Annotated in this window: 22 protein-coding genes; 11 read left to right on the top strand and 11 right to left on the bottom strand. The window is 73.1% G+C overall.

The annotated features are described in order from the left end of the window. Positions 1-233: 233 nt before the first annotated feature. On the bottom strand, positions 234-1,310 hold the full coding sequence (locus tag OG344_RS16695; protein ID WP_405089106.1) for a glycerophosphodiester phosphodiesterase: 1,077 nt from the start codon (positions 1,308-1,310) through the stop codon (positions 234-236). Between the two features lie 344 nt (positions 1,311-1,654). Here OG344_RS16695 and OG344_RS16690 point away from each other — a divergent pair, with 344 nt between their 5' ends. Next, entirely contained in the window at positions 1,655-2,326 is a 672-nt protein-coding gene (locus OG344_RS16690) for a flavin reductase family protein (protein ID WP_405089005.1), read from the top strand. Positions 2,327-2,440: 114 nt separating this feature from the next. Here the strand turns inward: OG344_RS16690 and OG344_RS16685 are convergent, their stop codons facing one another. From OG344_RS16685 to OG344_RS16675, 3 genes are all read right to left on the bottom strand, one after another. Further along, the gene (locus OG344_RS16685) at positions 2,441-3,547 is read right to left on the bottom strand and encodes an ABC transporter permease (RefSeq protein WP_405089004.1); all 1,107 of its coding nucleotides are present in this window, start codon (positions 3,545-3,547) and stop codon (positions 2,441-2,443) included. A 13-nt stretch (positions 3,548-3,560) separates the two neighbouring features. Further along, entirely contained in the window at positions 3,561-6,296 is a 2,736-nt protein-coding gene (locus tag OG344_RS16680; protein ID WP_405089003.1) for an alpha/beta fold hydrolase, read from the bottom strand. Positions 6,297-6,466: 170 nt separating this feature from the next. Beyond that, a complete protein-coding gene (locus OG344_RS16675) occupies positions 6,467-7,918 on the bottom strand; it encodes an alpha/beta hydrolase family protein (protein WP_405089002.1) in 1,452 nt (483 codons plus the stop codon). A gap of 181 nt (positions 7,919-8,099) precedes the next feature. Between OG344_RS16675 and OG344_RS16670 the strand changes: the two genes are divergently transcribed. The 6 genes from OG344_RS16670 to OG344_RS16645 all read left to right on the top strand — a co-directional run bounded on the left by OG344_RS16670 (position 8,100) and on the right by OG344_RS16645 (position 14,192). Further along, entirely contained in the window at positions 8,100-8,807 is a 708-nt protein-coding gene (locus OG344_RS16670) for a tryptophan 2,3-dioxygenase family protein (RefSeq protein ID WP_405089001.1), read from the top strand. Further along, positions 8,804-10,003: an aminotransferase class V-fold PLP-dependent enzyme gene (locus OG344_RS16665; protein ID WP_405089000.1), complete on the top strand. Its 1,200-nt coding sequence runs from the start codon at positions 8,804-8,806 to the stop codon at positions 10,001-10,003. Before OG344_RS16670 ends, OG344_RS16665 begins: the two co-directional genes overlap by 4 nt. Continuing rightward, a complete protein-coding gene (locus OG344_RS16660) occupies positions 9,969-11,321 on the top strand; it encodes a hypothetical protein (RefSeq protein ID WP_405088999.1) in 1,353 nt (450 codons plus the stop codon). Before OG344_RS16665 ends, OG344_RS16660 begins: the two co-directional genes overlap by 35 nt. Then, positions 11,318-12,925, top strand: a complete 1,608-nt coding sequence (locus OG344_RS16655) for an FAD-dependent monooxygenase (RefSeq protein WP_327044190.1) — start codon at positions 11,318-11,320, stop codon at positions 12,923-12,925. The genes OG344_RS16660 and OG344_RS16655 overlap by 4 nt, the downstream gene beginning before the upstream one ends. 78 nt (positions 12,926-13,003) lie before the next feature. Further along, entirely contained in the window at positions 13,004-13,414 is a 411-nt protein-coding gene (locus OG344_RS16650; protein WP_327044189.1) for a Rieske (2Fe-2S) protein, read from the top strand. Position 13,415: 1 nt separating this feature from the next. Further along, positions 13,416-14,192 carry a cyclase family protein gene (locus OG344_RS16645; protein WP_405088998.1) on the top strand — a complete coding sequence of 259 codons (777 nt, stop codon included), beginning with the start codon at positions 13,416-13,418 and terminating at the stop codon, positions 14,190-14,192. 80 nt (positions 14,193-14,272) lie between these two features. On the opposite strand, the gene OG344_RS16640 is transcribed toward OG344_RS16645, so the two are convergent. The 5 genes from OG344_RS16640 to OG344_RS16620 all read right to left on the bottom strand — a co-directional run bounded on the left by OG344_RS16640 (position 14,273) and on the right by OG344_RS16620 (position 19,840). Next, the gene (locus tag OG344_RS16640) at positions 14,273-15,259 is read right to left on the bottom strand and encodes a GNAT family N-acetyltransferase (RefSeq protein ID WP_405088997.1); all 987 of its coding nucleotides are present in this window, start codon (positions 15,257-15,259) and stop codon (positions 14,273-14,275) included. Between the two features lie 67 nt (positions 15,260-15,326). Then, entirely contained in the window at positions 15,327-16,343 is a 1,017-nt protein-coding gene (locus tag OG344_RS16635) for an aspartyl/asparaginyl beta-hydroxylase domain-containing protein (protein WP_405088996.1), read from the bottom strand. Between the two features lie 61 nt (positions 16,344-16,404). Next, positions 16,405-17,697 (bottom strand): MFS transporter, encoded by a 1,293-nt coding sequence (locus tag OG344_RS16630; RefSeq protein WP_405088995.1) that lies wholly within the window; start codon positions 17,695-17,697, stop codon positions 16,405-16,407. Next, the gene (locus tag OG344_RS16625) at positions 17,697-18,770 is read right to left on the bottom strand and encodes a GNAT family N-acetyltransferase (protein ID WP_405088994.1); all 1,074 of its coding nucleotides are present in this window, start codon (positions 18,768-18,770) and stop codon (positions 17,697-17,699) included. The genes OG344_RS16630 and OG344_RS16625 overlap by 1 nt, the downstream gene beginning before the upstream one ends. A 158-nt stretch (positions 18,771-18,928) precedes the next feature. After that, positions 18,929-19,840: an SDR family oxidoreductase gene (locus OG344_RS16620; protein ID WP_327044183.1), complete on the bottom strand. Its 912-nt coding sequence runs from the start codon at positions 19,838-19,840 to the stop codon at positions 18,929-18,931. 166 nt (positions 19,841-20,006) lie between these two features. Here OG344_RS16620 and OG344_RS16615 point away from each other — a divergent pair, with 166 nt between their 5' ends. From OG344_RS16615 to OG344_RS16605, 3 genes are read left to right on the top strand one after another with little or no spacing between them, the layout of a single operon-like run. After that, positions 20,007-21,737: a methylmalonyl-CoA mutase gene (locus tag OG344_RS16615; protein WP_405088993.1), complete on the top strand. Its 1,731-nt coding sequence runs from the start codon at positions 20,007-20,009 to the stop codon at positions 21,735-21,737. Further along, the gene (locus OG344_RS16610) at positions 21,722-22,123 is read left to right on the top strand and encodes a cobalamin B12-binding domain-containing protein (protein ID WP_405088992.1); all 402 of its coding nucleotides are present in this window, start codon (positions 21,722-21,724) and stop codon (positions 22,121-22,123) included. The genes OG344_RS16615 and OG344_RS16610 overlap by 16 nt, the downstream gene beginning before the upstream one ends. Continuing rightward, positions 22,120-22,269, top strand: a complete 150-nt coding sequence (locus OG344_RS16605) for a hypothetical protein (RefSeq protein WP_405088991.1) — start codon at positions 22,120-22,122, stop codon at positions 22,267-22,269. The genes OG344_RS16610 and OG344_RS16605 overlap by 4 nt, the downstream gene beginning before the upstream one ends. Positions 22,270-22,292: 23 nt before the next feature. Here OG344_RS16605 and OG344_RS16600 read toward each other — a convergent pair whose 3' ends face one another. Beyond that, a complete protein-coding gene (locus OG344_RS16600; protein WP_405088990.1) occupies positions 22,293-23,099 on the bottom strand; it encodes an arylamine N-acetyltransferase in 807 nt (268 codons plus the stop codon). On the opposite strand from OG344_RS16600, the gene OG344_RS16595 reads away from it, so the two are divergent. After that, positions 23,098-24,162 (top strand): aminotransferase class I/II-fold pyridoxal phosphate-dependent enzyme, encoded by a 1,065-nt coding sequence (locus tag OG344_RS16595; RefSeq protein WP_405088989.1) that lies wholly within the window; start codon positions 23,098-23,100, stop codon positions 24,160-24,162. The genes OG344_RS16600 and OG344_RS16595 overlap by 2 nt on opposite strands. 66 nt (positions 24,163-24,228) lie before the next feature. Here the strand turns inward: OG344_RS16595 and OG344_RS16590 are convergent, their stop codons facing one another. Continuing rightward, on the bottom strand, positions 24,229-24,717 hold the full coding sequence (locus OG344_RS16590; RefSeq protein ID WP_405088988.1) for an ATP-binding protein: 489 nt from the start codon (positions 24,715-24,717) through the stop codon (positions 24,229-24,231). Positions 24,718-24,958: the final 241 nt, after the last annotated feature.

Here is a 24,958-nt window from a genome sequence, read left to right as displayed (position 1 = left end):
CGGTTCTTCACAGCCATGCGGAACGCCACGCCTTTTCCCCGAACCCGGCGCTTCTCTCCCCGATTCGAGAAGCGCCGCGTGCGCGGCACCCGTTTCCCGACTTCCCGCCCGCGCGTCGCCCGATCCGTACGGCGCTGTTCGCGCGGCGCCGTACGGCGGCAACGGGCGGCGGGAGGACGGGTGGGAGGGGGTGGGAGGGGGTGGGGGGTGGGAGGGGGTGGGACGGGCGGCGGTCAGCGTTCGGCGCGGGCCGCGACGCCGATGTCGGTGTTGTCGGTGAAGACCCCGTCGACACCCGCGGCGAAGAACTTCTTCAGCTCCCCGAACAGGTCGCCGTAGTCGCCGTCCCGGTCAGACGACCGGAAGTCCTTGGGCAGGGTGTCGTTCTCGGCGCGGAACGTGTACGCGTGCACCACGAGGCCCGCGCGGTGGGCGTCCCGGACCAGGTTCGTGACCCGGCTCAGCGTGCCGTCCGGATTCCGTCCGATGACCATGTCCTTGTCCGGGCCGATGCCGGCGGCGTAGGTGGCGATCTCCCGCAGCCCGGCAGGAGTGACCAGGTCGGCGTAGGTGCGCGGGTCGCCGGACTCGGCGAAGTCGGGCGGCGCGCCGTCCTTGTAGAGCAACTGGATCAGCGGCACCCGCAGCCGCTTGTGGAGCTCCTTGAGGTTTCCCACCTCGAAGGACTGCACGATCACCTTGGCCCGCGGCGTGTTCAGCCCGTTGTCCTCCAGCGCGCGGATGAGCTTGGGTTCGATGGGCATGCCGAGCTTGCGGTAGTAGGTGGGGTTCTTCGTCTCCGGATACATGCCCACGTCCCGGCCGAGCTCCCGGGACAGCCGCCGGGTCAGGCCGATGATCTCCTGGAACGTCGGGATCTGGTAGCGGCCGTCGTAGATGGTGGTGTGCTGGCGGATCGACGGCTCGTCCTCCCGGCAGCGCAAAGTCTTCAGCTCGGCCAGCGTGAAGTCCTCGGCGAACCAGCCGGTCATCTCCCAGCCGTCGAGGTTCTTGGTCTTCTGGCGCCCGGCGAACTCGGGATGGTTCGCGACGTCCGTCGTCGAGCCGATCTCGGGCGAGTGCGAGGCCACCAGGACGCCGTCCTTGGTCAGCACGAGATCCGGCTCGATGTAGTCGGCCCCCATGCGCACCGCCAGTTCGTATCCCGCGAGGGTGTGTTCGGGCCGGTACGCCGAGGCGCCCCGATGCGCGATGATCACCGGCCCCGACGTCTGGCCGCCCAGGGCGCCGGTCCGCTGCGCGGTGGCGTCCGCGGCGGGCAGTACGGCGACCGTCGCCAGCACGCTCATCGCCACGGCCGCGCCGGCGCGCGCCGCCCTCCCCCGCCGCGACGGCGAACGGCCGGGTACCGGGGCGGCGGGTACCGGGGCGGCGGGTACCGGGGCGGCGGGTACCGGGGCGGCGGGTGGCGCGGGAAGCCTCCGCGGGCTCGATGTCATGATGCGATCTCCTCGACTGGACGCTTCCAGATGGCACGTCCGGCCCGCGGGCGGCGAGCGGAGCGGCGATGCAATTGCACCAGCGCCCGCGCTCGGCATGCTCTCGTGACGATCTCGCCCCGCCACGTGTGTGCAGGGCGTCTTCCTCCGGATGGCGAGAGCTGGATGATAGGCCGCGGCGTTACGGTCGATGGGTGATCATTCGACGGGATGACCCGAGGACGACACCCCTGCCGCACATCGCTCCGTCGGTCGGCGCCGACACCTTCCGCGAGGCGATGGCGCAGATGGCGGCACCGCTGACGGTGCTCACGTGCTACGCGCCGGACGGCCGGATGTGCGGCCTGACCGTGAACGCCGTGTGCTCGGTCTCCCTGTCCCCGCCCATGCTGCTCGTCTGCCTGAGCCGGGCCAATCTGAGCCATGACGCGGTCGTCGGTGCGCGGGAGCTGTGCCTGCACGTGCTCGAACCCGGCCAGCAGGATCTGGCCCTGCGGTTCGCCTCGCCCGTCGACAGGTTCCGCGGCCTGGACGTCCACCCCGGCGCGGCGCCGGAGCTGACCGACGTACGGCTGCGCGTGAGCTGTGAGCCGGCCGGCGCGCTGGACGGCGGCGACCACACCATCCTGCTGGGCCGGGTCGTCCGCGTGGTCGGCCCGGACAGGCGCGACGGCGGCGGGCTCGTCTGGCACCGCCGTGGCGCCGCCCGCGTCTCCCCGATGCGCCCCGTCAACGAGACCATCGGCGAGAAGTTCGGCGACAGCATCGGCGCAGCGCTGGGCAACGGGCTGGGCAACGGGCTGGGCAACGGGCTGGGCAACGACCTCGGCAACGGGCTGGGCGAGGGGCTCAGCGCCACCGCCTGACGTTCCGCCGGCCGTTCCTCCAGGCGTCCTCCAGGCGTCCTCCTGACGCCCGCCCTCGCGTCCGCTCCTCAAGCCGCGCCTCGCGCCCGTACCTGAAGCCACCCCACCTGGGGATCAGGTCGTGATGTCCTTGCGGCTGAACCGGTAGGCGGCGAGCACGCCGAAGACCAGCGCGTACACCAGTGAGACCAGCAGGCCGTCGGCCATGCCGGTCACGTCGGCGTCGGTGGCGAACAGGTCGATCCACGCCCAGGCGTGATGGGTGGGCAGCAGGTCGCGGAAGGACCCCAGCGCGGTGATCTGGTCCAGGATCTGGGAGAGCACCGACGCCAGCGCGGCGCCGCCCACCGCGCCGAGCGGGGCGTCGACGGTCACCGACAGCCACAGCGCGAGGGCGCCCACCCAGGCGAGCTGCACCACGGTGTAGCCCACCGCGACCGCAAGCATGATCACGCTGCGGCCGAAGGGGACCGCGTCGCCGGCCGGGCTGGTCGCGTCGCCCGCGCCGTACCAGAGCACCCCGGCGAGCAGCGCCACCGCGGGCAGCAGGCCGAGCGCGAGGAGGGAGAGCAGCGCGGCCGTCACGGCCTTCTGGCGCAGCAGCCGGAGCCGGGGCACGGGGATCGCCAGCAGGTATTTCAGGCTCGACCACGACGCCTCGCTCGCGACCGCGTCGCCGAAGAACAACGCGACCACGACCGGCAGGAGGAGCGAACCGGCCAGATAGAGGGTGAAGACGACGAAGTTCGGGCCGCTCGTGACCGCGAGGTCGGCGTAGGTCACCGCGCTGCGCGCCGGGTCCTGCCCGCCGATCTCGAAGGCCGCGACCAGCACGATCGGCAGCAGCGCGATCAGGGCGAAGACCAGCTGGGTGCGCCTGCGGCGCCACTGCCTGCGCAGCTCGACCAGGACGCGCAGGGTCCCCCGCGGCCGGTATCCCGCCGCCGCGCCGGTCCTGCCGTCCGCACCGTCCCTGCCGTCCGCACCGGTCCAAGCGCCGGTCGAGCCGCCGGAGGCGGCTCCCCGGCCCATGCCCGTGCTCCGGTCGATGTTCTGGCCGGGCGTCGTCGCGGCTCCCTCGTACGGCGGCGCGTCGCGGGCCGGGCCGCTCGCGTCCCGCCTGGTCACGTCGCTCGCGTCCCGCCTGCTCGCGTCCTGGCCGCGGGGGATGCCGAAGTCGTGCTCGGGGGTGGTCGTCGCCTCGCGTTCCGGAGCGGTCACCGGGTCACACTCCTCACGATTCCTCCTGGACGAGCCGCAGGAAGGCTTCCTCCAGCCGTTGCCGCGGTGCCACCCGGTCGACGGCCACGCCCGCGAGAACCAGCCGCTGCACGGTCTCCCCACGGGCGACGCCGTCGAGGTTGGCGTACACGGTGCCCTCCTCGACGCGTACGCCGGAGACGCCGGGCACCGCGCGGAGCAGACCGGCGGCGACGTCCGGACGGTCCACGGCGAAGCCGGTCTCCCCCGACCCGGCCGTGATGGCGCCCACCGCGTCGTCGGCGATCACGCGGCCCCGGTGGATCACGACCACCCGGTTCGCGGTCTGCTCCACCTCCGCCAGCAGATGCGAGGAGACGAGCACCGTGCGGCCGGTCGCGGCGTACCGCCGGAGCACCCCGCGCAGGTGGTGGATCTGCGGAGGGTCGAGACCGTTGGTGGGCTCGTCGAGCACCAGCAGGTCCGGCAGCCCCAGCATGGCCTGCGCGATGGCCAGCCGCTGGCGCATGCCCTGGCTGTAGGTGCGCACCCTGCGCTCCACGGCGTCGCCCAGGCCGGCGATCTCCAGCGCGTCGTCCAGCCGGGCCTCGGCGACCGGCCGGCCCGTGGCCGCCCAGTAGAGGCGCAGGTTCTCGGCCCCCGACAGGTGCGGGAGGAAACCGGCGCCCTCCACGAAGGCCCCGATCCGCGACAGCACCGGGGCGCCCGGCGTGACCCGATGGCCGAAGACCCGCACGGTGCCCGCCGTCGGCGTCACCAGCCCGAGCAGCATGCGCAGGGTCGTCGTCTTGCCCGCGCCGTTCGGCCCGAGCAGGCCGAGGACCTGCCCGCGCCCGACGCGGAAGGACAGCCCGTCCACCGCCTTCACTCCGCCGGGATAGCTCTTCGTCAGCCCCTCGACCACCAGCGGGGTGCCGGCCAGCGCGGGATCGAAGTCGGGCTGCCGGCGCCGCATCCCCGCGATCACGCTGAGCAGCAGTCCCGCACCGAGGACGGCGGCGATGCCGAGGAGCTTGCCGACCGGCCAGGCCGTCTCCAGCGGCGTGCCCGGCACGACGGGCGCCCGTAGCCCGCCGATCACCGCCACGCGATAGACCGCCGGGGCGGACGACGGGCGGTAGGTCTGGTCTGTCGTCGCCACGGTCAGCTCGAGCTCGTGCCCGCTCACCGCGGAGTGGACGATGCCGGGCAGGCTCACGGTCACCTCGACCGGGGACCCGTCGGCGGGCAGCGACGGCAGCCGGACGGCCGCGACCCCGTTGCCGGGCAGCGTCCTGGTGCCGTCGGGGCCCTTGTCGTACAGCTTGAGGAACAGCGCGCCGTCCCCCGGCGCGCCGACCGCCGAGACCCGCAGCCGTACGGTGGGCACGCCGGCCACCAGCAGCGGCGCCTTCAGCGCGGCGGTGGAGAACTTCGCCGACTGCCCGGGCAGGTCCATGCCGACCAGCGAGGCGAGCCAGGGCGTGCGCGACAGGTAGCCGTTCAGGCCGGGGATGCCGCTCACGGCGGCCGGCTGGCCTCCCGGCGGATTGACGATCGTCTGCTCCCCGCCGATGAGCGGGGCGGACCAGCTTCCGGTCTCGCCGGACAGCAGCCCGGGGTAGGCGCGGGCCCGCACGGTGCGCACCGCCGCCGAGCCGTCCGGCCGGATCGAGCCCTGCACCTGGTATTCGAAGGGGCCGAACGGGTCGGTCCCCCGGCCGAGCAGCCGCAGCCGCAGCCAGTCCGCGATGCGCACCCGGAGCGCGGCGTCGGGGCGGTCGCCGTCGTGGCCGCCCGCATACCACACCATCTGCACGGAGGCGCCCGCGCGGGCGATCTGGCGCGCGGTGACGTCGGCGTGGTCGAGCCCGAAAAGCGTGTCCTGCTCGCCCTGCACCAGCAGGGTCGGCGCGGTGATGCGGCCCGTCACCGACGTGGGCGAGAGCCGGTGCAGCAGCCGCTCCAGCGCCGGGGTCGGCGCGCCCGTGGTGGCCAGTTCCGTGTAGGCGCGGCAGATCTCCGGCGTGAACCGGCCGCACTGGGGCGAGCCGCCGAACTGCCCGCCCCCACCCTCCGGATCGCTGCCGAACCCCATCGAGTAGAGCCAGCCGGCCCACGAGCTCTTGAAGACGCCGCCGGTGGCGAAGGCCGTCGCGGACGGCGTGACCGCCGCCGGGCCGCCGGCCGAGTTCGGCAGCAGCGCCCGCATCAGGTCGTTGTAGGTGATCACGGGGACGAGCGCGTCGATCCGCCGGTCGAGCCCGGCCAGCAGCAGCGCCAGCGCTCCGCCGTACGACGCTCCGGAGACCGCCACCCTGGGGTCGCCCGGGCCGTCCTTGAGCACGTCGGCCCGGCGGGCCAGCCGGTCGAGCAGGCGCCGCGCGTCGGCGACCTCCAGGTCGGGGTCGTTCAGGCCGATCCGCCCGCCGCTGCGGCCGAACCCGCGCGCCGTGTAGGTCTGCACGACGAACCCGGCCTCCGCTAGCTCGTACGCCTCGGCGTCCACGCTGTGCTTGTCGCCGCCGAACCCGTGGGCCAGCAGGACCGCGGGTGCGGGGGTTCGTGTCGGCAGGTAGAGGCTGGTGTCCAGGCTCACCCGCCCGGACGCGCCGGGCCCGGCGGGCACATCGACGAAGGCGCTCTCCACGCGCACCTCGGCGGGCCGCTGGGTGTGCAGGGTCAGGGCGGTCACGCCGAGCGCGGCGACGACCAGCGCGGTGACCCGGAATCGCGCCCGCTGCGGTTTCAGCCACCCGAGAAGTGCCACGGCTGCGACGCTAGACATCCGGGTTATCACCTCGGTCTCCGCTCGTGCCCGAAGGGCCGTTCCCGAAGGGCCGTTCCCGGCCGCGCGACGGGCCGCTCGGACAGACGACATGTGCCGGACGCTCCATGGTCGCCGCCGTGAGTCGTCCGAACAGGCTCGTCCCAACAGGGTCAACCGAACAGCAGGCCCCAGTAGGCCGCCCAGGGCAGCAGCACCGCGCCGCCGCCGAGGAGCAGGCCCAGCCGTACGCGCTCCGCCCGGGTGATGTGGCGCCGGGCACGCCACCATCCGGCGACGACGAAGGCCATCGCGGCGACGGCGAGCAGGACGATCCCCCGGAGTGCCAGGTACGGCACCACCACCCCGCCGACGGCGCCCGTACGCTGGGTGAGCAGGAGGGCGACGACGTAGCAGACGAGGCCGAGGGGGGCGAGCAGCCCGCAGACCGCCAGGAGCCGGGCGGTCCGGCGCATCCCCGGATCCTGCCGTGAATCCTGCTGTGAGCCCCGCTGTGAGCCCCGCTGTGACCCTCGCTGTGGCTGTTGCTCCGGCCCCTGCTGTGATCCCTGCTCCGGCCCTCGCGCCGCCTCGGCCCGGCGCCGCCGTCTCCGCCCGGCGAGCCCGGCGCCCAGATAGGCGGAGAACAGCACCGCCATCAGCACCAGCGCCCCGCCCTGCGCCCAGGCCGACTCGTACCAGGTGCGCGGCTCGACGGGCAGGCTGGTCCGCTCCTGCGAGGGTGGCGCGTCGGACCGCCCGGCCGCCTCCGGGCTCTTCAGCCACGCCACCACCAGGTCGTAGAACTCGGGGACGATCCAGGTCGTGCCGCGGGCGAGCGGATGGGTGGCCGACGAGACGACCCGCATCGTGTAGTCGTGGTTGCCCCCTCGCTCCAGAGCGTTCCGGACGACCGCCATCGACTCGGCGGGCGGGACGGTGTGGTCGTCCGCCCCCCACACGGCGAACACCGGCTGACGCACCCGGGTCAGCGCGGACGCGGGGTCGAAGGCGGCCTCGGGGAACTGCCCGAGGCCCTCGGCCAGCCGGACGCCGTTGAGCGCGAGCGGACCGGACACGCCGTCGTGCCGCAGCAGGTTGTCCAGGTGCCAGGCCGTCTGCCGGGCCGGCCGCACGCCGCTCGCCGCCAGCAGCACCACGAAGCCGACCTCCGGCGAGCGCGCGGCCACCAGCGGCGCCACCCAGCCTCCCTCGCTGACGCCCCACAGCCCCACCCGATCCGGGTCGACGTCCGGGCGGGCGCGCAGCAGCCGCACCGCCGCCAGCGCGTCGTCCGCGAGGCGGGAATAGGACCGCTGCGTCGCCGAATATCCGGCCGTCCGCTTTTCGTAGACGAACGTCACGACGCCCGCCTCGACGAAGGGCGCGACCATCTTGTGCAGTTCCTCGCGCGGCATCCAGCCGGACACCGAGACGAGCACCAGGCCGGGACGCCGATGGCCCGTCCCGGTAGGAGCGAAAACGGTGCCGTTCAATCGCGTTCCGTCGCTGGTGAAAGTCACCTCCTCGGCTCCGGCCGCTCCGGCCGCTTCCGGCGCGAGCGTGAGTGCGGCCGTCATCAGCAATACGCCGACAAGGCCCAGCAGTTTCCGGGCAGCAAACATGGATTCTCCCGTCCATTGTTTGTCGATTCGCCCTGCGGAAGAATTGACGGCCCGGCTGTGCCGGGTCTCCGATTCTCCGTACGTCCGCGCATAACCGGCAATTCACTGAGACCCGGATGATAGGACGCCCTCGTACCGTCGCCCCATGAATGTCGACGAGTGAGACATTGGGGTTCGCTACATGAAGGACTACTCCAAGCAGGTGCTCACCGGCGAGGGTGACACCGATTACGCGAGGTATATGCGGACCGATACCTTGCTGTCCTTGCAACGCGGCCCGGACGAGGTCGTCCACCGGGACGAGTTGCTCTTCCAGGTCGTGCACCAGACCACCGAACTGTGGCTGAAGCTCACCTGCGCCGACCTCGACGAGGCCGCCGAGCGCATCGGCGCGGAGGAGCTGGAGAGCGCCACGGGCCTGCTCGGCCGGGCGTCTCTGGGCATCGAGCTGGTGACCGGCCAGCTGGAGATGATGCGGCACCTGTCGCCCTGGGACTTCCAGCTGATCCGCACGGTGCTGGGGCACGGCTCGGGCGCCGACTCACCCGGCTGGCGGGCCATCCGGCGGTGCGGGCGCCGGCTCGAAGCGGCGTTCGCCGCCATGGTCCGTCGGACCGGGCTCGACCTCGCCGAGCTGTACCGGAGCGGGCTGCACAGCCCCGAACACCGGCTGGCCGAGGCGCTCATCGAGTGGGACGAGCGCATCTCCCTGTGGCGCGTACGGCACTACAAGATGGCGACGCGGATCATCGGGCATCAGGTCGTGGGCACCCAGGGGACCCCCGTGGACGTCCTGGCCAGCCTGATCAACTACAGGTTCTTCCCCGAGCTGTGGGAGCTGCGCGACGAGCTCACCCGCACCGGCCCCATGGCAGAGACCGCGCTATGAGCGGCACGAGCAGCGCCGCGGCGGCGTTCCGGCGGCGCTTCCCGATGCTGGAACGCACGGTGCACCTGTCGAGTTGCGGCCTGGGCGCCCGCTCCACCGACCTCGACCACGCGCTTGGGCGGATGGCGGCGGACATGACCCTGGGAGCCGGTGCCTGGGAGCGGTTCTCGCGGCAGGTCGACCGGGCGCGCGCCCGGTTCGCCCGGCTCGTCGGCGCCGACGCCGAGCGCGTGGCCGTGGTGCCCAACGCCTCCGTCGGGGCCTACCAGGTGGCCTCCACCCTGGGCCGGCGCGGACGGCACCGGATCGTGAGCAGCGCGGCGGAGTTCCCGTCGATCTCCCACGTGTGGCTCGCGCAGGGACGCGACGGCACGGAGGTCGTCCACGCCCCCTCTGCCGGGGAACCCGTGGACGATACCGCCGACAGTACGGACAATCCTGCCGGCGACTACGCCGCGCTGATCGACGATCGCACCCGGCTGGTGTCGGTGCCGCTGGTGACCTACGCCGAGGGCCGCGTCATGCCGGTCGCCGAGATCGCGGCGGTCGCGCACGCCGCCGGGGCTCCGGTGTTCGTGGACGCCTACCAGGCCGTGGGGGTCCGGCCCGTACGGGTGGACGAACTCGGCTGCGACTTCCTGGTGGCCGGCACGATGAAGTATCTGCTCGGCCTGCCCGGCCTGGCCTTCCTCTACGTACGCGCGCCCGGGTCCCTCGGTCTCGATCCCGTGCTGACCGGGTGGTTCGGGCGCGTCGATCCCTTCGCCTTCGACGTGCGCCTGCTGGACTTCCCCGCCGCGGCCACCCGGTTCGAGACCGGGACGCCCGCGGTGCCGGCGGCCTACGCGGCCAACGCGGGGTTCGACCTCGTCGAGCCGCTCGACCTCGCCGAGGTGCGGGACCACGTGCTGGCCCTGACCGACCTGGCCGCCGGAAGCCTGCGCGAGCGGGGCGAGCAGGTCGTCCTGCCGCCCCGGCGGGCCCGCGGCGCGCACCTCTGTCTCCTCGACCCCGACCCCGAGTCGCTGGCCCGGTTCCTCGCCGAGCACGGCGTCAGCGTGAGCCCACGAGGCCGGTACGTCCGGATCTCGTGTCACTTCTACAACGACGCCGGCGACGTCGCGGCCCTGTGCGCGGCCGTCTCGGCGTACCGAAGCAAGCATGGATCGTGCGGTGGTGTCCGTGTCCACAGCTGAGCTGAGCTCCTGGCTGCGCAAGCCCGACCTCATGAAGTTCCCCTACGCCGCGGTGGTGCGCGAATATCACCACGTCGGCAAACACTTCGTGCCCCCGGAACTGCTCCGGATGCTGGCGGAGGCGCGGACGCTGCTGCCGTCGCTGCACGGACCGTGGCCGCACGTCCACACGCTCGCGAGTTTCCTCGACACCGCTCTGGACAAACCCGACCAGCGCTACGACTACCCAACGTATCTGGCGCTGTCGCTGCTCCAGCTCCCCGGGCCGGACGATCCCCTGGAGCAGGCCCTCTTCGCGCGGCCTCGGTGCGACCGGCTGATCGCCCAGCTCGTCGCCGACGCGCTGGCCTTCGAGCTGGCCGCCCGGGACGGCCGTACGACGCTGCTGCCCCGCATGCGGCCGGACGCGGCCCTGGTCGGCAAGCGCTACCGGCACGGGCTGCGGGTGCTGCGGCCGGTGCTGGGCCGGATGGCGCTCGACGCGGGGCTGACCGAGGTGGGCCCCGCCGACCAGGCCCGCCAGGCGTGCGCGGCGGTCCGCGGCGACATGTCCTTCGCCGAGCGGCGGGCCATGAAGCTGAGCATCCTGCCCGTCGACACCATCCACGACGAGTATCTCTTCCTGCGCGTGCTCCAGGCGTTCGAGACCACCTTCGCGCTGCTGTCCACGCACCTGCGCGGCGCGATCGCGGCGCTGCGGCAGGGCGAGGTGGACCGGGCGGTGTACTTCCTCGACGGCTCCCGGGCCGCACTGGAGGAGTCGGGACCGCTCTTCTCGATGCTCGCCACCATGCAGGTCGAGGCGTTCCGCACCTTCCGCCAGTTCACCGAGGGCGCCAGCGCGATCCAGTCGCGCAACTACAAGCTGGTCGAGTCACTGTGCAGCATGCCCGACCCGGGCCGGATCGACTCGCAGGCGTACTTCTCGGTGCCGGACGTGCGCATGCGGGTGCTGGCCGGTCAGGAGACCCTGGACGAGGCCTGCGCCGCGCTGCTCGGCTCCGGCGTGCCCGAGCCGGACCGCGTACGGCTCGGGGCGGCGATGGAGTCCTTCGCGCGGACCCTCGCCCGCTGGCGCCAGACCCACTACCGGCTGGCCGTGCGCATGCTGGGCGAGGCCTCCGGCACCGGATACACGCAGGGCACGCCGTACCTGGCGGCCGTCCGTGACCTGCCGGTGTTCCGCACCCTGCAGAACGGCGTGCCCGGCACCGGCATGAACAGCAACGGCGTGAGCACCAACGGCAACGGCAACGGCCTGCACGCGGACGGCGAGGCCGTCCTGGAGGCCGACACGGAGACGAGGAGGGCGCCGTGAGCGGAGTCGAGGCACCGGTCGGCATCGTCGGCGCCGGGCCGGTGGGACTGGTCGCGGCGCTGCGGCTGGCCGGTCAGGGCGTGCCGTGCGTGCTGCTGGAGGCGAGCCCGCACCTGGTCAAGCAGGGGTCCAAGGCGTGCCTGATCCAGGGCGACGTGCTGGAGGTGCTGGACAAGTTCGGCTGCGCGGACCCGATCGCCGAGGAGGGCGTGACCTGGGACGTCGCCCGGACCTACGTGCGCAACCGGGAGATCAGGGCGGCCGAGTATCCCCGCGGCCCCGGCTTCGGGCCGTTCGTCAACATCTCCCAGCACCGCATCGAGCAGATCCTGGTGCGGGCGGCGGAGGCCGAACCCCTCTGCGACCTGCGGTGGGACCACGAGGTGACCGACGTGCGCCAGGACGGGGACGGCGTGGCCGTCCGCGTGCGCACCGGCACGGGCGAGCGGGAGCTCGCCTTCTCCTACCTGGTCGCCTGCGACGGCGTGCGCAGCAGGCTCCGGGAGCTGATGGGCGTCCGGTGGACCGGCTACACCCACCGCGACCGGTTCCTCATCACCGACATCAAGGCGAAGCTGCCGCTGGCGCGGGAGCGGCACTTCCACTACGACCCGCACTTCAACCCCGGCCGGCAGCTCGTCATGCACCCGCAGCCGCACGACATCTGGCGCATCGACTGGCAGTTGCCGCCGGACGCCGACATCGACGCCGAGCGCGCCGACGGCCGGTTCGACCAGCGGGTCAGGGCGGTCATCGGCGACATCCCGTACGAGGTGGACTGGGTCAGCACCTACCGCTTCCACCAGCGGGTGGTCGAGCGGCTCCGGGTGGGCCGGGTGCTGTTCGCCGGCGACGCGGCGCACGCGCTGCCGCCGTACGGCTCGCGCGGCATGAACAGCGGCATCCAGGATGCCGACAACCTCGCCTGGAAGCTCGCGCTCGTGCTTTCGGGCCGCGGCGGCGAGGAACTGCTGGACAGCTACCACACCGAGCGGTACGCCGCCGCGCTGGAGAACCTGCGGGTGACCGAGGCGACCATCCGCTTCATGGTGCCGCCCAACCTGGTCAGGCGGTGGGCCCGCGCGGCGCTGCTGCGCCTGTCGCGCATCCTCGGCCTCGCCCGCCGCCACGTCAACAGCGGCAGGATGGCCGAGCCCCACACCTACACCGACTCCCCCATCGTCGAGCGGGGACATCCGCTGCTGGGAGCGTTCGCGCCCGACGGCGAGGTCACGGTGGACGGCGTGCCGACCCGGCTGCGCCGGCTCCTCGGCCAGGGCTTCACCGGTCTGGTCTTCGCGCCCGGCGTGGCCGAGGCGCTGCCGGTGGTCGAAGCCGCGCGGGCGCGCCCGTGGGTTCTTCCCGCCCGCCTCGTGATCGTGGTCCCCCCGGACGCCCCCGCCGCCGCGGCGCCCGCCGGGACCACCCTCGCCCGGGCCGCCGGGCAGGCGCTGCCGGGCACGTACGGCGGGCTGGACCAGCCGGTGTGGTGGCTGGCCCGGCCCGACGGCCACCTGTCCGCCACCGGCGGCTCCGGCGAGCGGTTCGCGTCCGCCCTGCGCGCCTCGGCGTCCGCCGGGGAGCTCTCGCTCGCGAAGGGCTGACCACCCCCTCCTCCCACCCCTCCCACCCAGGTCCGATTCCTCCCCGCCGGAGGCGGGAGTTTTCTCCGGAGGTACCCGATGAGCCCCACCTACAGCCGACGCGCCGTGCTCGCGGGAACGGGCGCGGCGGCCGCGGCCGCCGCCGCGACCGCCGCGCTCTCCGGGTGCGAGGTCGCCCGTACGGCGGACGCGCCGCCGAGCGGCACCTCCCTCGGCCGGACCGCAGACGTCCCCGTCGGCGGCGGCCACGTGCTCTCCGACCTCGACGTCGTGGTGACGCAGCCGGAGGCCGGCACCTTCAAGGCGTTCTCCGCCCTGTGCACCCACCGGGGCTGCCGGGTGGACGAGGTGTCGGACGGCGAGATCGTCTGCCCCTGCCACATCAGCAGGTTCGCGATCGCCGACGGCTCGGTCACCTTCGGCCCGGCGGACCAGCCGCTGCCCGCCTTCAAGCTGAAGGTGTCCGGCGACGAGATCATGGTGGCCTGACATGGGCCTGCTCACCGAACTCGTCCACGCGATGCGCCGCGGCGTCGTCGAGGTCGTCGACCTCACCGCTCCGCTCTCCGAGCGGACGCCGATCATCCAGCTTCCGCCGGAGCGGGGCCAGCCGTGGCCGTTCTCCCGTGAGGTCATCAGCGACTACGACGCCGCCGGGCCCACCGTCTACTGGAACAACATCCGCCTGTCGGAGCACACGGGCACGCACTTCGACGCGCCCGTGCACTGGCTGTCGGGCAAGGGCACCCACGACGTGTCGGAGGTGCCGCCCGGGCGTCTCGTGGGCCCGGCAGTCGTGCTCGACTTCACCGCGGAGGCGGCGGACGACCCCGACTTCCTGCTGCGCCGCGAGCACGTCGAGCACTGGCAGGAGAGCCACGGCGAGCTTCCGGAGGGCGGCTGGCTGCTCTACCGCACCGGCTGGGACACCCGCCGTGAGGACCCGGCACGGTTCCTGAACGAGGGGCACACGCCCGGCGTAGCGCCGGAGTGCGCGCGCTGGCTGGCCGAGCGGACCCCGGTGATCGGCATCGGCGTGGAGACCGTCGGCACCGACGCCGGCCTCGCGGGCGAGTTCGCCGACCGTCCCTACCCGTGTCACTGGTACTTCCACGGCGCGGGGAAGTACGGTCTGACGCAGCTGCGCAACCTCTCCCTGCTGCCGCCCACCGGCGCCGTGCTGATGGTGGGGCCGCTGCCCATCGTGGGCGGCTCGGGCAGCCCCACCAGGGCGCTCGCCCTGGTGGAGCATCCGGGACCGGCCTGACGGCACCCCCGCGAGGGGCCGGACGAGTGGGCCGGGCGGGGGCCAGCGGGGTTCGGAGGCGGGGGTTCGGAGGCGGGGGTTCAGCCGATCCGCACCACGCCGAGGCCGGCGAGGAACGGCGCCCGGTACGGCCCCAGATCCGCCTCCGGGTGGTCGGCGTCCTCGCCGGTCAGCACGTCCAGGCGGAGCGGGGTGTCGAAGGTGATCTCCGCGTTCCCCGCGTCCGGGGCCAGTGCTTCCGGGGCCGGTGCTTCCAGGGCCGGGGCGTACGAGATCAGCAACGACGGCTCGGTGAGCGTGTCGAGGCGGAGCACCCGGGTGGCCTCGTCGGGGTCGTCCATGGTGCCGAACAACCGCGCCGGGATCGGGGTGAAGCCCAGCCGGCTCTTGAAGCGGAACAGCCCCGGCTTGGCGATGTGGCCGTAGAGCGCAGGGTCGGTGCCCAGAGAGACGCTCCGGTACCCCATCTCGCGGGCCTTGGCGAACACCCGCATGTACATGGCGCGGACAATGCGGTGCTGCCGGCTGTCCTGGGTCGTCGTCACGAATCGGATCACCACGGTCGAGGCGTCGGCGCGCTTGCGGCACATGCAGCAGCCCACGAGCGCGCCGTCCTCGAACGCCTGCACGGCGAAGTAGTCCTCGCGCATCCCGAGGATCTCCTCGCGCTCCATGCTCGCGTACGGCACGCCGTGCCGCATGCCGCCGATGTGCGGCTCGTACAACTTGAGGAAGTCGTCGAAGACGAGGTCGTCCACCGGGTCGGCCACGTCCATCCGGACGTCGCGGCCGGCCGCGTAGCGCAGCCCGAGGCGCACGTTGCGCCGTTCCTGCACCGACAGCCGGCTCAGGAACTCCTCCTCCGACGCGGCGACCGAGGCCATCCAGGTGATCCACGCGGGGTGGACGGCGAAGCCCGCGGCCCGCAGCCGCGGCCACGACTCCGGGGGCGGGCCCACGACCCGGACCAGGTCCAGCTCGGCCCGGTGGCGCTCCCAGTCGCCGCGCTCGGCCTCGTCGGCGTCGACCAGCCCGATGGTCAGGCCGTTCACCGTCTCGATCTTCACTGTCTCCTCCTCGGCCGGTCGTGACCGTCCCGCCGGGCCGCGCCGCCCGGCGGGACGGGACGACGGTTCACGCCGCGGACGGGATCCGCCGGGTGGCGGGGATCTCAAGCCGGCGCTCGGCCGTGCCCCGGCGGGTCCGCAGGACGACGGCCGGCGCCGCACCGCCGGGCACGACCTGGATGGTGCGCTCCTCCGTCCATCCGGTGAAGCGGAACTCGCCCTCGCCGACGTGGACGAGAGCGAACGCCGGCTCGCCGTCCAGCGTCAGGACCAGGCGGCTCCCGTCGTCATCGCTCTCGACGGTCGCCGCGAGCTTCGGCTGGGGCAGCAGGAACTGGCCCTCCGCCTCCTCCCAGTCGGCGAACGACGCGGGGATCTCGAACGCGCAGTGGTAGCGCTCGGGGTCCTCCAGCGGCACGGCGGGACGGGCGTAGAGCACCTCGTCGGCGGACAGCGTGCCGAGGAAGTCCGGGGGGAACAGGCTCAGCGTGTCCGGCGTGATCAGTGTGTCGACGATCATGTGGATGCGCTTGTCCTGGCCGGTGTTGAGCACCTGGTGCCACCGGCCGAAGTCGCCGAACCAGAACGTGCCGGGCTGCCACCGGTGCTCCACCCCTTCGATGATCAGGGCGGCGCCGGGGTTGGTCGTGATCGGCACGTGCAGCCGCAGGTTTCCCCAGGGGAAGCCGACCTTGGTGTCGAAGTGGACCTCGCCGATCGCGCCCGGCCCGAGCGCGAGCAGTCGCACGCAGCGCAGGGGGGCCGGGATCGAGGCCAGGATCTCGGCGAAGTAGGGGGCCTGGGCGAGCCAGGGCGTGTCGGCGAACTCGTCCAGGCCGGCGCCGCCGGGGTCGGTGCGCTCGGGACGGCCCGTCGGGCTGCGGAGCGGCAGCGCGCGCCAGTCATAGGGCGCCCGCTCGGCCAGCCCGGCGGAGGTGAAGGTCTGCTGCAACGCCCACTGGTGGTCGTCCAGGCGGTCCAGATCCTCGAGAAGCCGCGCGACGTCGAAGGAGGGCAGCAACCGGGCCGCCGCGGGATGACCGCAGACGATGGGCTCCATGACCTGCTGGTGCGTGACGCTCATGAGTTCGATCTCTCCGCATTCTGCTCGACAAGTCTGACGATCACTGTCACCCGAGCCGATATCAGGACGGTCTTGGCGAGGTCTCCTGCGCCGCCACCACCTGCGCCTCGGTGGGTTCGGTGGGTTCGGTGGTTTGGGTGGGTTCGCCGGCCTCGGTCGCCCGCGTGCCGCGGAACCGCCCGGACGCCACGGCCAGCCCCACCAGCGCGACCACGCAGAGCACGCCGAGCAGCAGGAAGGAGGTGGCGCCGGTCCAGCCGAACAGGGCGACCCCCAAGATCGGGCCGATGATGTTGCCGGAGTCGCCGATGAAGCCGAACAGCCCGAACGCCTTCCCCTGACGGCTCATCGCCGAGCGCAGCTCGATGAGGCCCCGCCGCGCGGTCAGGTAGAGCACCGCGCAACCGGCCATGCACAGGACGAACGACGCCGCGACCGGCGCCACCTCCGCGCTCAGGGTCAGGCCCGCCAGGCCGAGGGCCATGGCCGCCATGCCGGCGCGGATCAGGGTCATCAGCCGCAGCCGCTCGGTGTAGCGGCCGAGCGCCCAGGTGAACAGGGCGAAGGTGGCCAGGCCGACGGCGAAGACCACCGAGATCGTGCCGCGTGCCGAGCCGTCCCTACCGGCGCTCAGGTAGAGCGGCAGCATCGGCTCGAAGGCCGAGTAGATCACGTTGGCGAACAGGTCCAGCGCGCCCAGCGCGAGCACCCACATCCACCAGGGGCCCGCCGAGCCCGCGCGCGCGTCGCCGGCGGCCGGGGCGGCGTCCGCCTCGGCCTCCCCGGGCACTTCCTCGCCGGACCGGGGAATCGCCTGGAACAGCCCGAAGGCGGTGACCGCCGTGACCGCCGCGCCCGCGAAGAACAATGTCTCCAGCCCCAGCGGCGCGGCCACCCCGGTGACCAGCGGGCCGACGAGGAAGCCCGCCATCGCGGCGGTGCCGAAGGTTCCGATCAACCTGCTGGTCGACAGGCCGTACCGGCGGCACAGCAGGCCCATGCCCGCATAGAGGGCGGGCGTCACCAGCCCCTCCCCCAGCCCCCAGCAGACGCGGCCCGCCAGCAGCGTCAGCGGGTCGCGGGCCACCGCCGTGATCACGATTCCGGCGGCGGCGACGAGCTGGGCGACGAACGCGACGTGCCCCGGCCGCCAGCGGTCCACCCACAGCCCGCCGAGCGGCTGGGACAGCGTCTTGGCCGCGGCGAACAGGGCGAACATCAGCGCGATCACCGTCCGGTCGGCTCCCGCGCGGTGCTGGAGCTCGGGCACGAGCGGGATGAGCACGGTATAGGAGGCGTTGACGCTCATGACCGCGATCAACAGCAGCGCGGCACGCCTCCGGGCAGGCGACATCAATGCGCCTCGATGTAGTCGAACAGCACCCAGTGCATGTGCGCGATGTCCACGCTGAGGTCGGGTTGCGGCCGCGGCGTGTAGACCAGGGCATACAGGTTGGTCCCGGTCAGGCCGTGCCGCTCCTTGAAGCGGTAGTTGTCCCGGCCCCACTCGATGCGGCGCATGCCGTTCTCGTAGGCCCACCGGGTGCCGCCGTACATCAGCGCGATGTAGGTGCTGTAGTCGTTCAGCGTCGCGTAGTCGACGCCGCCGCACATGTACGTGACCTCGTCGCCGCGGCGGAACGCGAAGAACGCGCCGACGAGCCGGTCGCCGAGCTTCGCGGTCAGCATCATCGCCCCGGGCACGCGCAGCATCGAGTGCAGCGCCTCCTGGTCGAACAGCGCCGGCCAGTCGTTCTTGTCGCTCGTGTCGACCGTCAGCGGGAAGGCCGCCGGGACCAGGTCGTGCGCCGCGTCGCCCTCGACCATCTCGACGCGCAGCCCGCGCTCGTGCGCCCGGCGCAGCCGCCGCGCGACGTCCCGCCGGATCTTGTTCGGCAGGCGCTCGTGCACGTGGGCCTCGTAGTCGCGCGACATCTCGCAGGAGTAGGTGCGCTCCAGCAGCACCCGGCCGGTCGGCGGGCCCACGGTGGCGACCCAGTCGGCCACGCCCTCCTTGGTGAGGTTGGGCACGACCAGCGTCTCCGCGTCGCCGTCCGCGATCCACTCCATCGCGGTGTCGTACGCGCCGCGGATGAGATCGGCGGGCACCCGCCCGCGCTTGCCGTACATCGAGTAGGTCGACCCGGCGAAGACGATCGGGTTGCCGAACCTGCCCACCAGGCCGACCTGCACCTCGTACCCGTGCCAGAAGGGCGACCGGGTGGTGAGGTAGAGCGGCAGCACGGACGAGCCGTCCTCGCCCTCCGGCCGGGTGTGGACGTAGGCGTGGCGCACGCGGTGCTCGATGGGATTGTTCTCCCACTCGCGCAGCCAGCCCTGTGAGTCGTAGAGGCAGCTCGCGATCACCTGGTCCGGCACGTGGTCGGACAGCGACCAGCCGGAGGCGACATCGGTGAGCGTCGTCATACCGGTTCTTCCTCCTCAGCCCGGCCGTGTTTCGGCTTCCACGGCGACGCCCGCGAGTCGGAGCGCCGCCACACGCTAACGAGAGGGGCTCTCAGCCCGGTCTCCCCGCCGCCGATCCCGCCGCCGTTCAATGCGTTCCATGCGGCCGGACGGCCGGCTCAGCGATATCCCGTCGTGTCGGCCGGCAGGCCGCGGTCCTGCACCTCGACCAGATAGCGCCACGCGTCCGGCCGGCTGCCGTCGACGTCGGTGAAGTCGTAGACCCGCGCGAGCTGCCCGCTGGAGAGGGACTGGCCGTTCCAGCGCGCCACCTCGGGGTCGCCGGCGAGGGCCGCGACGGCGCGTCCCACGTACGCGGGGGTCTCGGAGATCGCGAAGTGCGGGGAGAACTTCGTGGCGTCGCGCCAGTTCTCCTCGCTGACGCCGAACTGCTCCAGCATGAACTCCGAGCGCAGCCATCCGGGGGTGAGCAGCACGGCCGTGCAGCCGAACGACTTCAGCTCGTGCGCCAGGGCGAAGGCGATGCGGCTGACCGCGCCCTTGGCCACGTCGTAGAAGAAGGAGACCCGGTAGTTGGCGGCGTTGTACTCGTCGGTTCCGTCGGTCACCTCCACCACCAGGCCGCCGGGGTTCTTGATGAGCAGAGGCAGCGCGAAGTGGCTGGTGATCGCGTGGGTGTCCACGGCCAGGCGGAGCTGGTGGAGTCCGTACTCCAGGTCCGACTCCCAGACCGGCTTGTCCCACTCCATCCTGGTCGCGCCCCAGATGTCGTTGACCAGGACGTGCAGGGCGCCCTGTTCCTTCTCGATGCGGGCGACCAGTGCCCGCACCTCCTCGGGCACGAGGTGGTCCACGCGCACGGGGACGCCGTGGCCGCCGGCCGCGTCCACCAGGGCCGCGGTCTCCTCGATGGTCTCCGGCCGGTCCATCTCCGAGCGCCCGGACTCGCTCGACCGTCCGGTGCAGTAGACGGTCGCGCCCGCGGCGCCCAGCTCGACCGCTATGCCCCTGCCCGCTCCCCGGGTCGCTCCGGCGACCAGCGCGACCTTGCCCGTCAAGGATCCCGTCATGGAGCACACCGTACGACGAGGGTGGCCGGGGCACGGGGGAATGACCCCTAGTCTGTCAGGTCCGGTTCGGTCGCCCGCCGCATGCCCTCTCACCTGCGACTCCGGCCGATCTCGGGGTGGTCTCGGCGATTGGTCACCCTCGCGCGCACCTGTCAGCCTCGGCCTCATGAACGGCGTCAGGAAGCAGCCGGCGGAGGACGCGCCGATCCGTTCGGCGAGCGGCGTGCCGTTGCCGGAGGTGGCGGTGCCGGAGGTGACGGTGCCGGAGGTGGCGGTGCCGGAGGTGACGGTGCCGGAGGTGACGGTGCCCGGCACGGCGGAGCGGCACCCCGTGGACCCCGCCGACGGGCCGGGCGACAAGCCGGCCGGGGGGCCGGACGACCGGCTGGGCCTGCCCGGTGAGTTCCCGTACACCCGCGGCATCCGTCCGGGGATGTACCGAGAACGTCCCTGGACCATCCGGCAGCTCGCCGGGTTCGGCACCGCCCAGGAGACCAACGCCCGCTACCGGATGCTGCTCGACGGCGGGGCCACCGGGATCAACGGCGTCTTCGACTATCCCAGCCTGCGGGCCTTCGACTCCGACGACCCGAGGGCCGGGGCCGACGTCGGCCGCGGCGGCGTCGCCGTGGACCTGCGCGGCGACTTCGACACGCTCTTCGACGGCATCCCGCTGGACGAGGTGAGCGTCTCGCTGGTCTCCTCCCAGCCGATCGGGGCGGTGCCCCACCTCGCGATGTACGTGCGGTCGGCCGAGCGGCGGGGCTTCGCGCCCGCCCGCCTCGCGGGCACCAGCCAGAACGACTTCCTCATGGAGACGGCGATCACCATCGCGCCCGAGGCGCTGCCGCCCGCCGGGTCCTTCCGGCTGGCCTGCGACCTGGCCGAGTTCGCGCTGCGGACGATGCCGCGCTGGAACCCGGTCAGCGTGAGCGGCTACAACTACCGCGAGGCCGGCGCGGACGCGGTCCTGGAGATGGCCCTGTGCCTGGCCCACGGCCAGGCCGTCGTACGGGCGCTGCTCGACCGCGGCCTGGCCGCCGAGCCGGTCCTCGCCCGGGTCACCTTCTTCCTCAGCGCGCACAGCGACTTCTTCGAGGAGGTCGCGAAGTATCGCGCGCTGCGCCGCATGTGGGCCCACTGGGTGCGCGACGAGCTCGGCGTCCGCGACCCGCGGGCGCAGCTGCTGCGCTACCACGTCCAGACGTCGGGGGTGACCAACAGCGCCCGGCACGCGCACGTCAACATCGCGCGGAGCGCCCTGCAGGGCCTCGCGGCGGTGTGCGGCGGCACCCAGTCGCTGCACGTCAACGGATACGACGAGGCGGTGTGCATCCCGAGCGAGCACGCCGCGCTGACCGCGCTGCGCACGCAGTACGTGCTGCTGCACGAGACCGGGGTGGCGAAGGTCGCCGACCCGCTCGGCGGCAGCTACCTCGTGGAGTACCTCACCGACGCGCTGGAGGAGCGGGCCCGGCGGGTCCTGGAGCGCATCGGGGAGCTCGGCGGGATCGTCGCCGCGACCGAGCGGGGATGGGTGCACGCGGAGCTCGCGCGGACCGCCTTCGCCGAGCAGAAGGCGATCGAGAGCGGCGAGCGCCTGGTCGTCGGCGTCAACACGCAACTCGACGGCGACGCCGAGGAGCTCGACCGCTTCGAGCTGCCCGACGGCAGCCTCGACCGGCAGGTGGCCGCGCTGGAGCGGGCGCGGTCCCGCCGCGACCGGGAGGCGGCCGGCGTCGCCCTCAAGCGGGTCGCCCGCGCCTGCCGGGACGGCGAGAACGTCATGCCGGCGGTCCTCGACGCGGTCGACGCGGATGTCACGTTGGGCGAGCTCGGCCGGGTGTTCCGCGACGAGCTGGGACGATGGGAGTTCCCGTTGTGGCAGGAGAGCTGAGCGGCCGCAAGGGCGTCGTGGCGAAGCTGGGGATGGACGCCCACTGGCGGGGCGCCATCGTGGTGTGCAACGGGCTGCGGGAGGCCGGGATGGACGTGGTCTATCTCGGGCACACCACCCCCGCCGACCTCGTGGCCGCCGTCCGCCGGGAGCGGCCCGACATGGTGGGATTGTCCTCCCTGTCGGGCAACCACCTGCACGAGTGCCGCCGCCTGATGAGCGCCCTGGGCGCCGAGGGGCTGGGAGACGTGCGGGTCGTCGTCGGCGGCACGATCCCGGCCGAGGACCGCGACACGCTGCTGGCCCTGGGCGTCGACCAGATCTTCGGCACCGGCAGCCGCCTCGACGTCATCGTCGGCGACGTCGCCGCCCTGCTCGACAAGTGAACCCGGCCCCCAGCCCGGCCACCTGGCTCGACCACCTGGCTCGACCACCGAGCACGACCGCCGGGCTTGTGGCGCTCCCCCCGGTCCGCCGGGCCTCGCGGGTGGCGCCGCGTACGCCGGACGCCGAGGGGAAGGCGACCGCGTGAGGCCCGAAGGCGTTCCGGGTGGTTCAGGCGTTGAGGGGCTCCGTCGTGGCGAAGCGCTCGGCGTGGCAGGCTCCGGGCGACCGGTCCAGGTCGATGCCGAAGATGTCGCGGTAGGCCGCCACGATCGCCTGCTCGCCCTCCAGCGTCACCTCCGTCGTACGGCCGCCCGACGTCGTGATCAGCCGATTGCCGTGCAGCGTCACCCGGCCGCCCGGGGTGCTGAGCGAGCAGAGGTCCATCGCGTTCCAGAACGACTCGGGCGACACCTGGTGCCAGTCCCAGGACGGCACGAAGTCGCGCAGCCGCCGGGGGTGCGCCTCGACGCGGTAGCGCGGGCTGCCGTCGCAGTACACGTCGAGGTCGCCGTGGCCGGCCTCGACCACCCGGAACTCGCCCCCGGGGTCACGCTGCGGCTCGTCGGTGTCCATGCGCAGCGGGAACACGTTGAACTGGCCGAACCCAACGTCCACCAGCCAGGGGCCGTCCAGCTCGACCCGCAGGACGAGGTGGTCGAGCGGGAAGACGGGCGTGCCGTCCTCCTCGAACACCGCCGCCGCGAGCAGCGTGACGTCGTACCCGATCTCGCGCAGCAGCGCGGCGAAGGCGCCGTTGAGCTCGTAGCACCCGCCGCCGCGGCGCAGCCGTACGAGCTTGTCGAGGAACACGTCCTCGTCGAGGGTGACCGGCGTGCCGAGACGGGTGTGGATGTTCTCCCACGGCACGTGGTAGAGGTGCCGCTGGTGCAGCTCACGCAACGTGTCGAGGTCGGCCGCGCGCGGCGCCGGGGCGCCGATGCGGTCGAGATAGGCGCGCATCATCCGCTGGTCCATGCGTTCGATCGTGCCATCGCGCGCGCCGCGAGGGCGGCCCGCGAGAGCGGCCCGAGACCACGCGGAGGCGGGGCTGAGGCCGCCGCGGCGGTGGGATGCGGCTGAGACCACGTTGATAGCGCGCCCGGCTACGGTGCGGACAGCCCTGTTTGCCCCTGTTGTCCGTGACAGGAGGACGACCATGCGCACCTTGTCCTGTTCCGGCCCGGACCTGGCCGGACGGATCGCCCGGCGCCACTTCGTCGGGCAGGACAGGGTCGCCGTCGCCGCGGACGCCGACGAGCTGATCCGCCTGCTCGCCGCCTCGCGTCGCGACGATCCCCGGCCCGCCGTGATCAACGCGCAGACCCGGCGCGGGCACGCCGACAGCCTGCGCGCCGCCGGGACGCCGTTCGTGGAGCTGCCCCTGCGCGATCACCGGATCTGCGCCGAGGAGCTGTGCGCGCGGATGGCGCGCGGCGCCGGCCTGGTCGTCGTGGCCCACCCGCACGATCCGACGGGCGGGGTGCTCGACGCCGAGTCCGTACGGTCGCTGTGCGCGGCGGCCCGGCGGTACGGCACGCTCGTCGTGTTCGACGAGTCGAGCGCGGAGTTCGCGCTGGGCCCGGGCTTCACCTCCGCCCGGTGGAACGCGCGGTACGGGTCCGACGTCTGCGTGCTGCGGACCTACGGGTCGCCGGGGTTCGCCTATCTGATCGGGGCGCCCACGGTGGTGGGACGCCTGCCCGCGCCGCGTCCGCCCGCCGCCCCGCCGTCCCACGACCTGGTCGTGCTGGAACGCCTCCGCACCGCCAACCGGGCCGCCCGGGAGTCGCTGTGCCGGGGGCTGGCGGAGTTGGGCGTCGAATTCCTCCCCTCGGCCGCCGACTTCGTGCTCGTCCGGCTGCCCGGGACGGCGTCGCGGGTCGCGGGCGAACTGCGGGCGGCCGGCCACACCTGGGCCGCCGACCTGGCTCCCATCGGGCTGCGCGACCACCTGCGCGTGCCGGTCGGCCAGGAGGACGACGTGACCGCGCTCCTCGGCCGGCTCCGGACCATCCTGGCCGCCCGCACAAACCCGTGACCCCACCCGCCTGAAGCCGTGGTGTAGCGTGTCCCGCCGCGTCGAGCATGCGTCTGGTCCGTACGGTCACCGGCGCCCGGCCACCCGGAACCAGACCGATGTGCCGGTGTCGTCCCGCCACGCACCCCACGCGGTGGCGAGCCCGTCCACCAGCCGGAGGCCGCGCCCGCCGACGGCCTCGATGTCCGGCGCCCGCACCACCGGCGCGCCGGTGGCCGATCCGCCGTCACGCACCTCGACGCGTACGCCTCCGGTGTCTCGGGTCATCCGTACCCTCACCCGGCCGTCCTGCGCGCATCCCGAGGCGGAGTGCGTGACGGCGTTGGTGACCACCTCGCTCAGCAGGAGCACCACGTCGTCGAGGACCGGTGCCGCGACCCGCTCCGCGAGCAGGCCGCGCGCCCACTCCCGGGCCTCGGAGACCGACCTGCCCGTTCCGGGGAACTCCCGCCGCCAGGTGCCGTACGGCCGAGCGACCGGCGAGGCGCGCACGCCCGCACCGCGCTGCTTCCGGCCCGTCCCGACGAACCCCTCGTGCCGCTCGCCCGCCGTCACCGATCGCCTCCAGCCTGGAGATCCGGCCTCGGCCGGCGTCCCCGCCCTGTGCGGCCCTCCGCTCGCCGGTCGGCGGAGGAGTTTCACCGCGTTCATCCGGGATCGACCGTGCAGCCGCCGGAAAAATGCGCGCTCTGCTTTTATCCGGCTTTCCCGAATGGACGACCCGCGCCTAGACTTCCTTTCCGTCATCGAGCCGGCGAGCGGTTCGGCAGGCCGAAACAGCGCAGGTCATGACACT

The organism is Microbispora sp. NBC_01389 (genome assembly GCF_045040095.1).
Lineage (GTDB): Bacteria > Actinomycetota > Actinomycetes > Streptosporangiales > Streptosporangiaceae > Microbispora.
The sequence above is the reverse complement of the archived record's forward strand: the minus strand, read 5'-3'. Positions and strand labels throughout refer to the sequence as shown.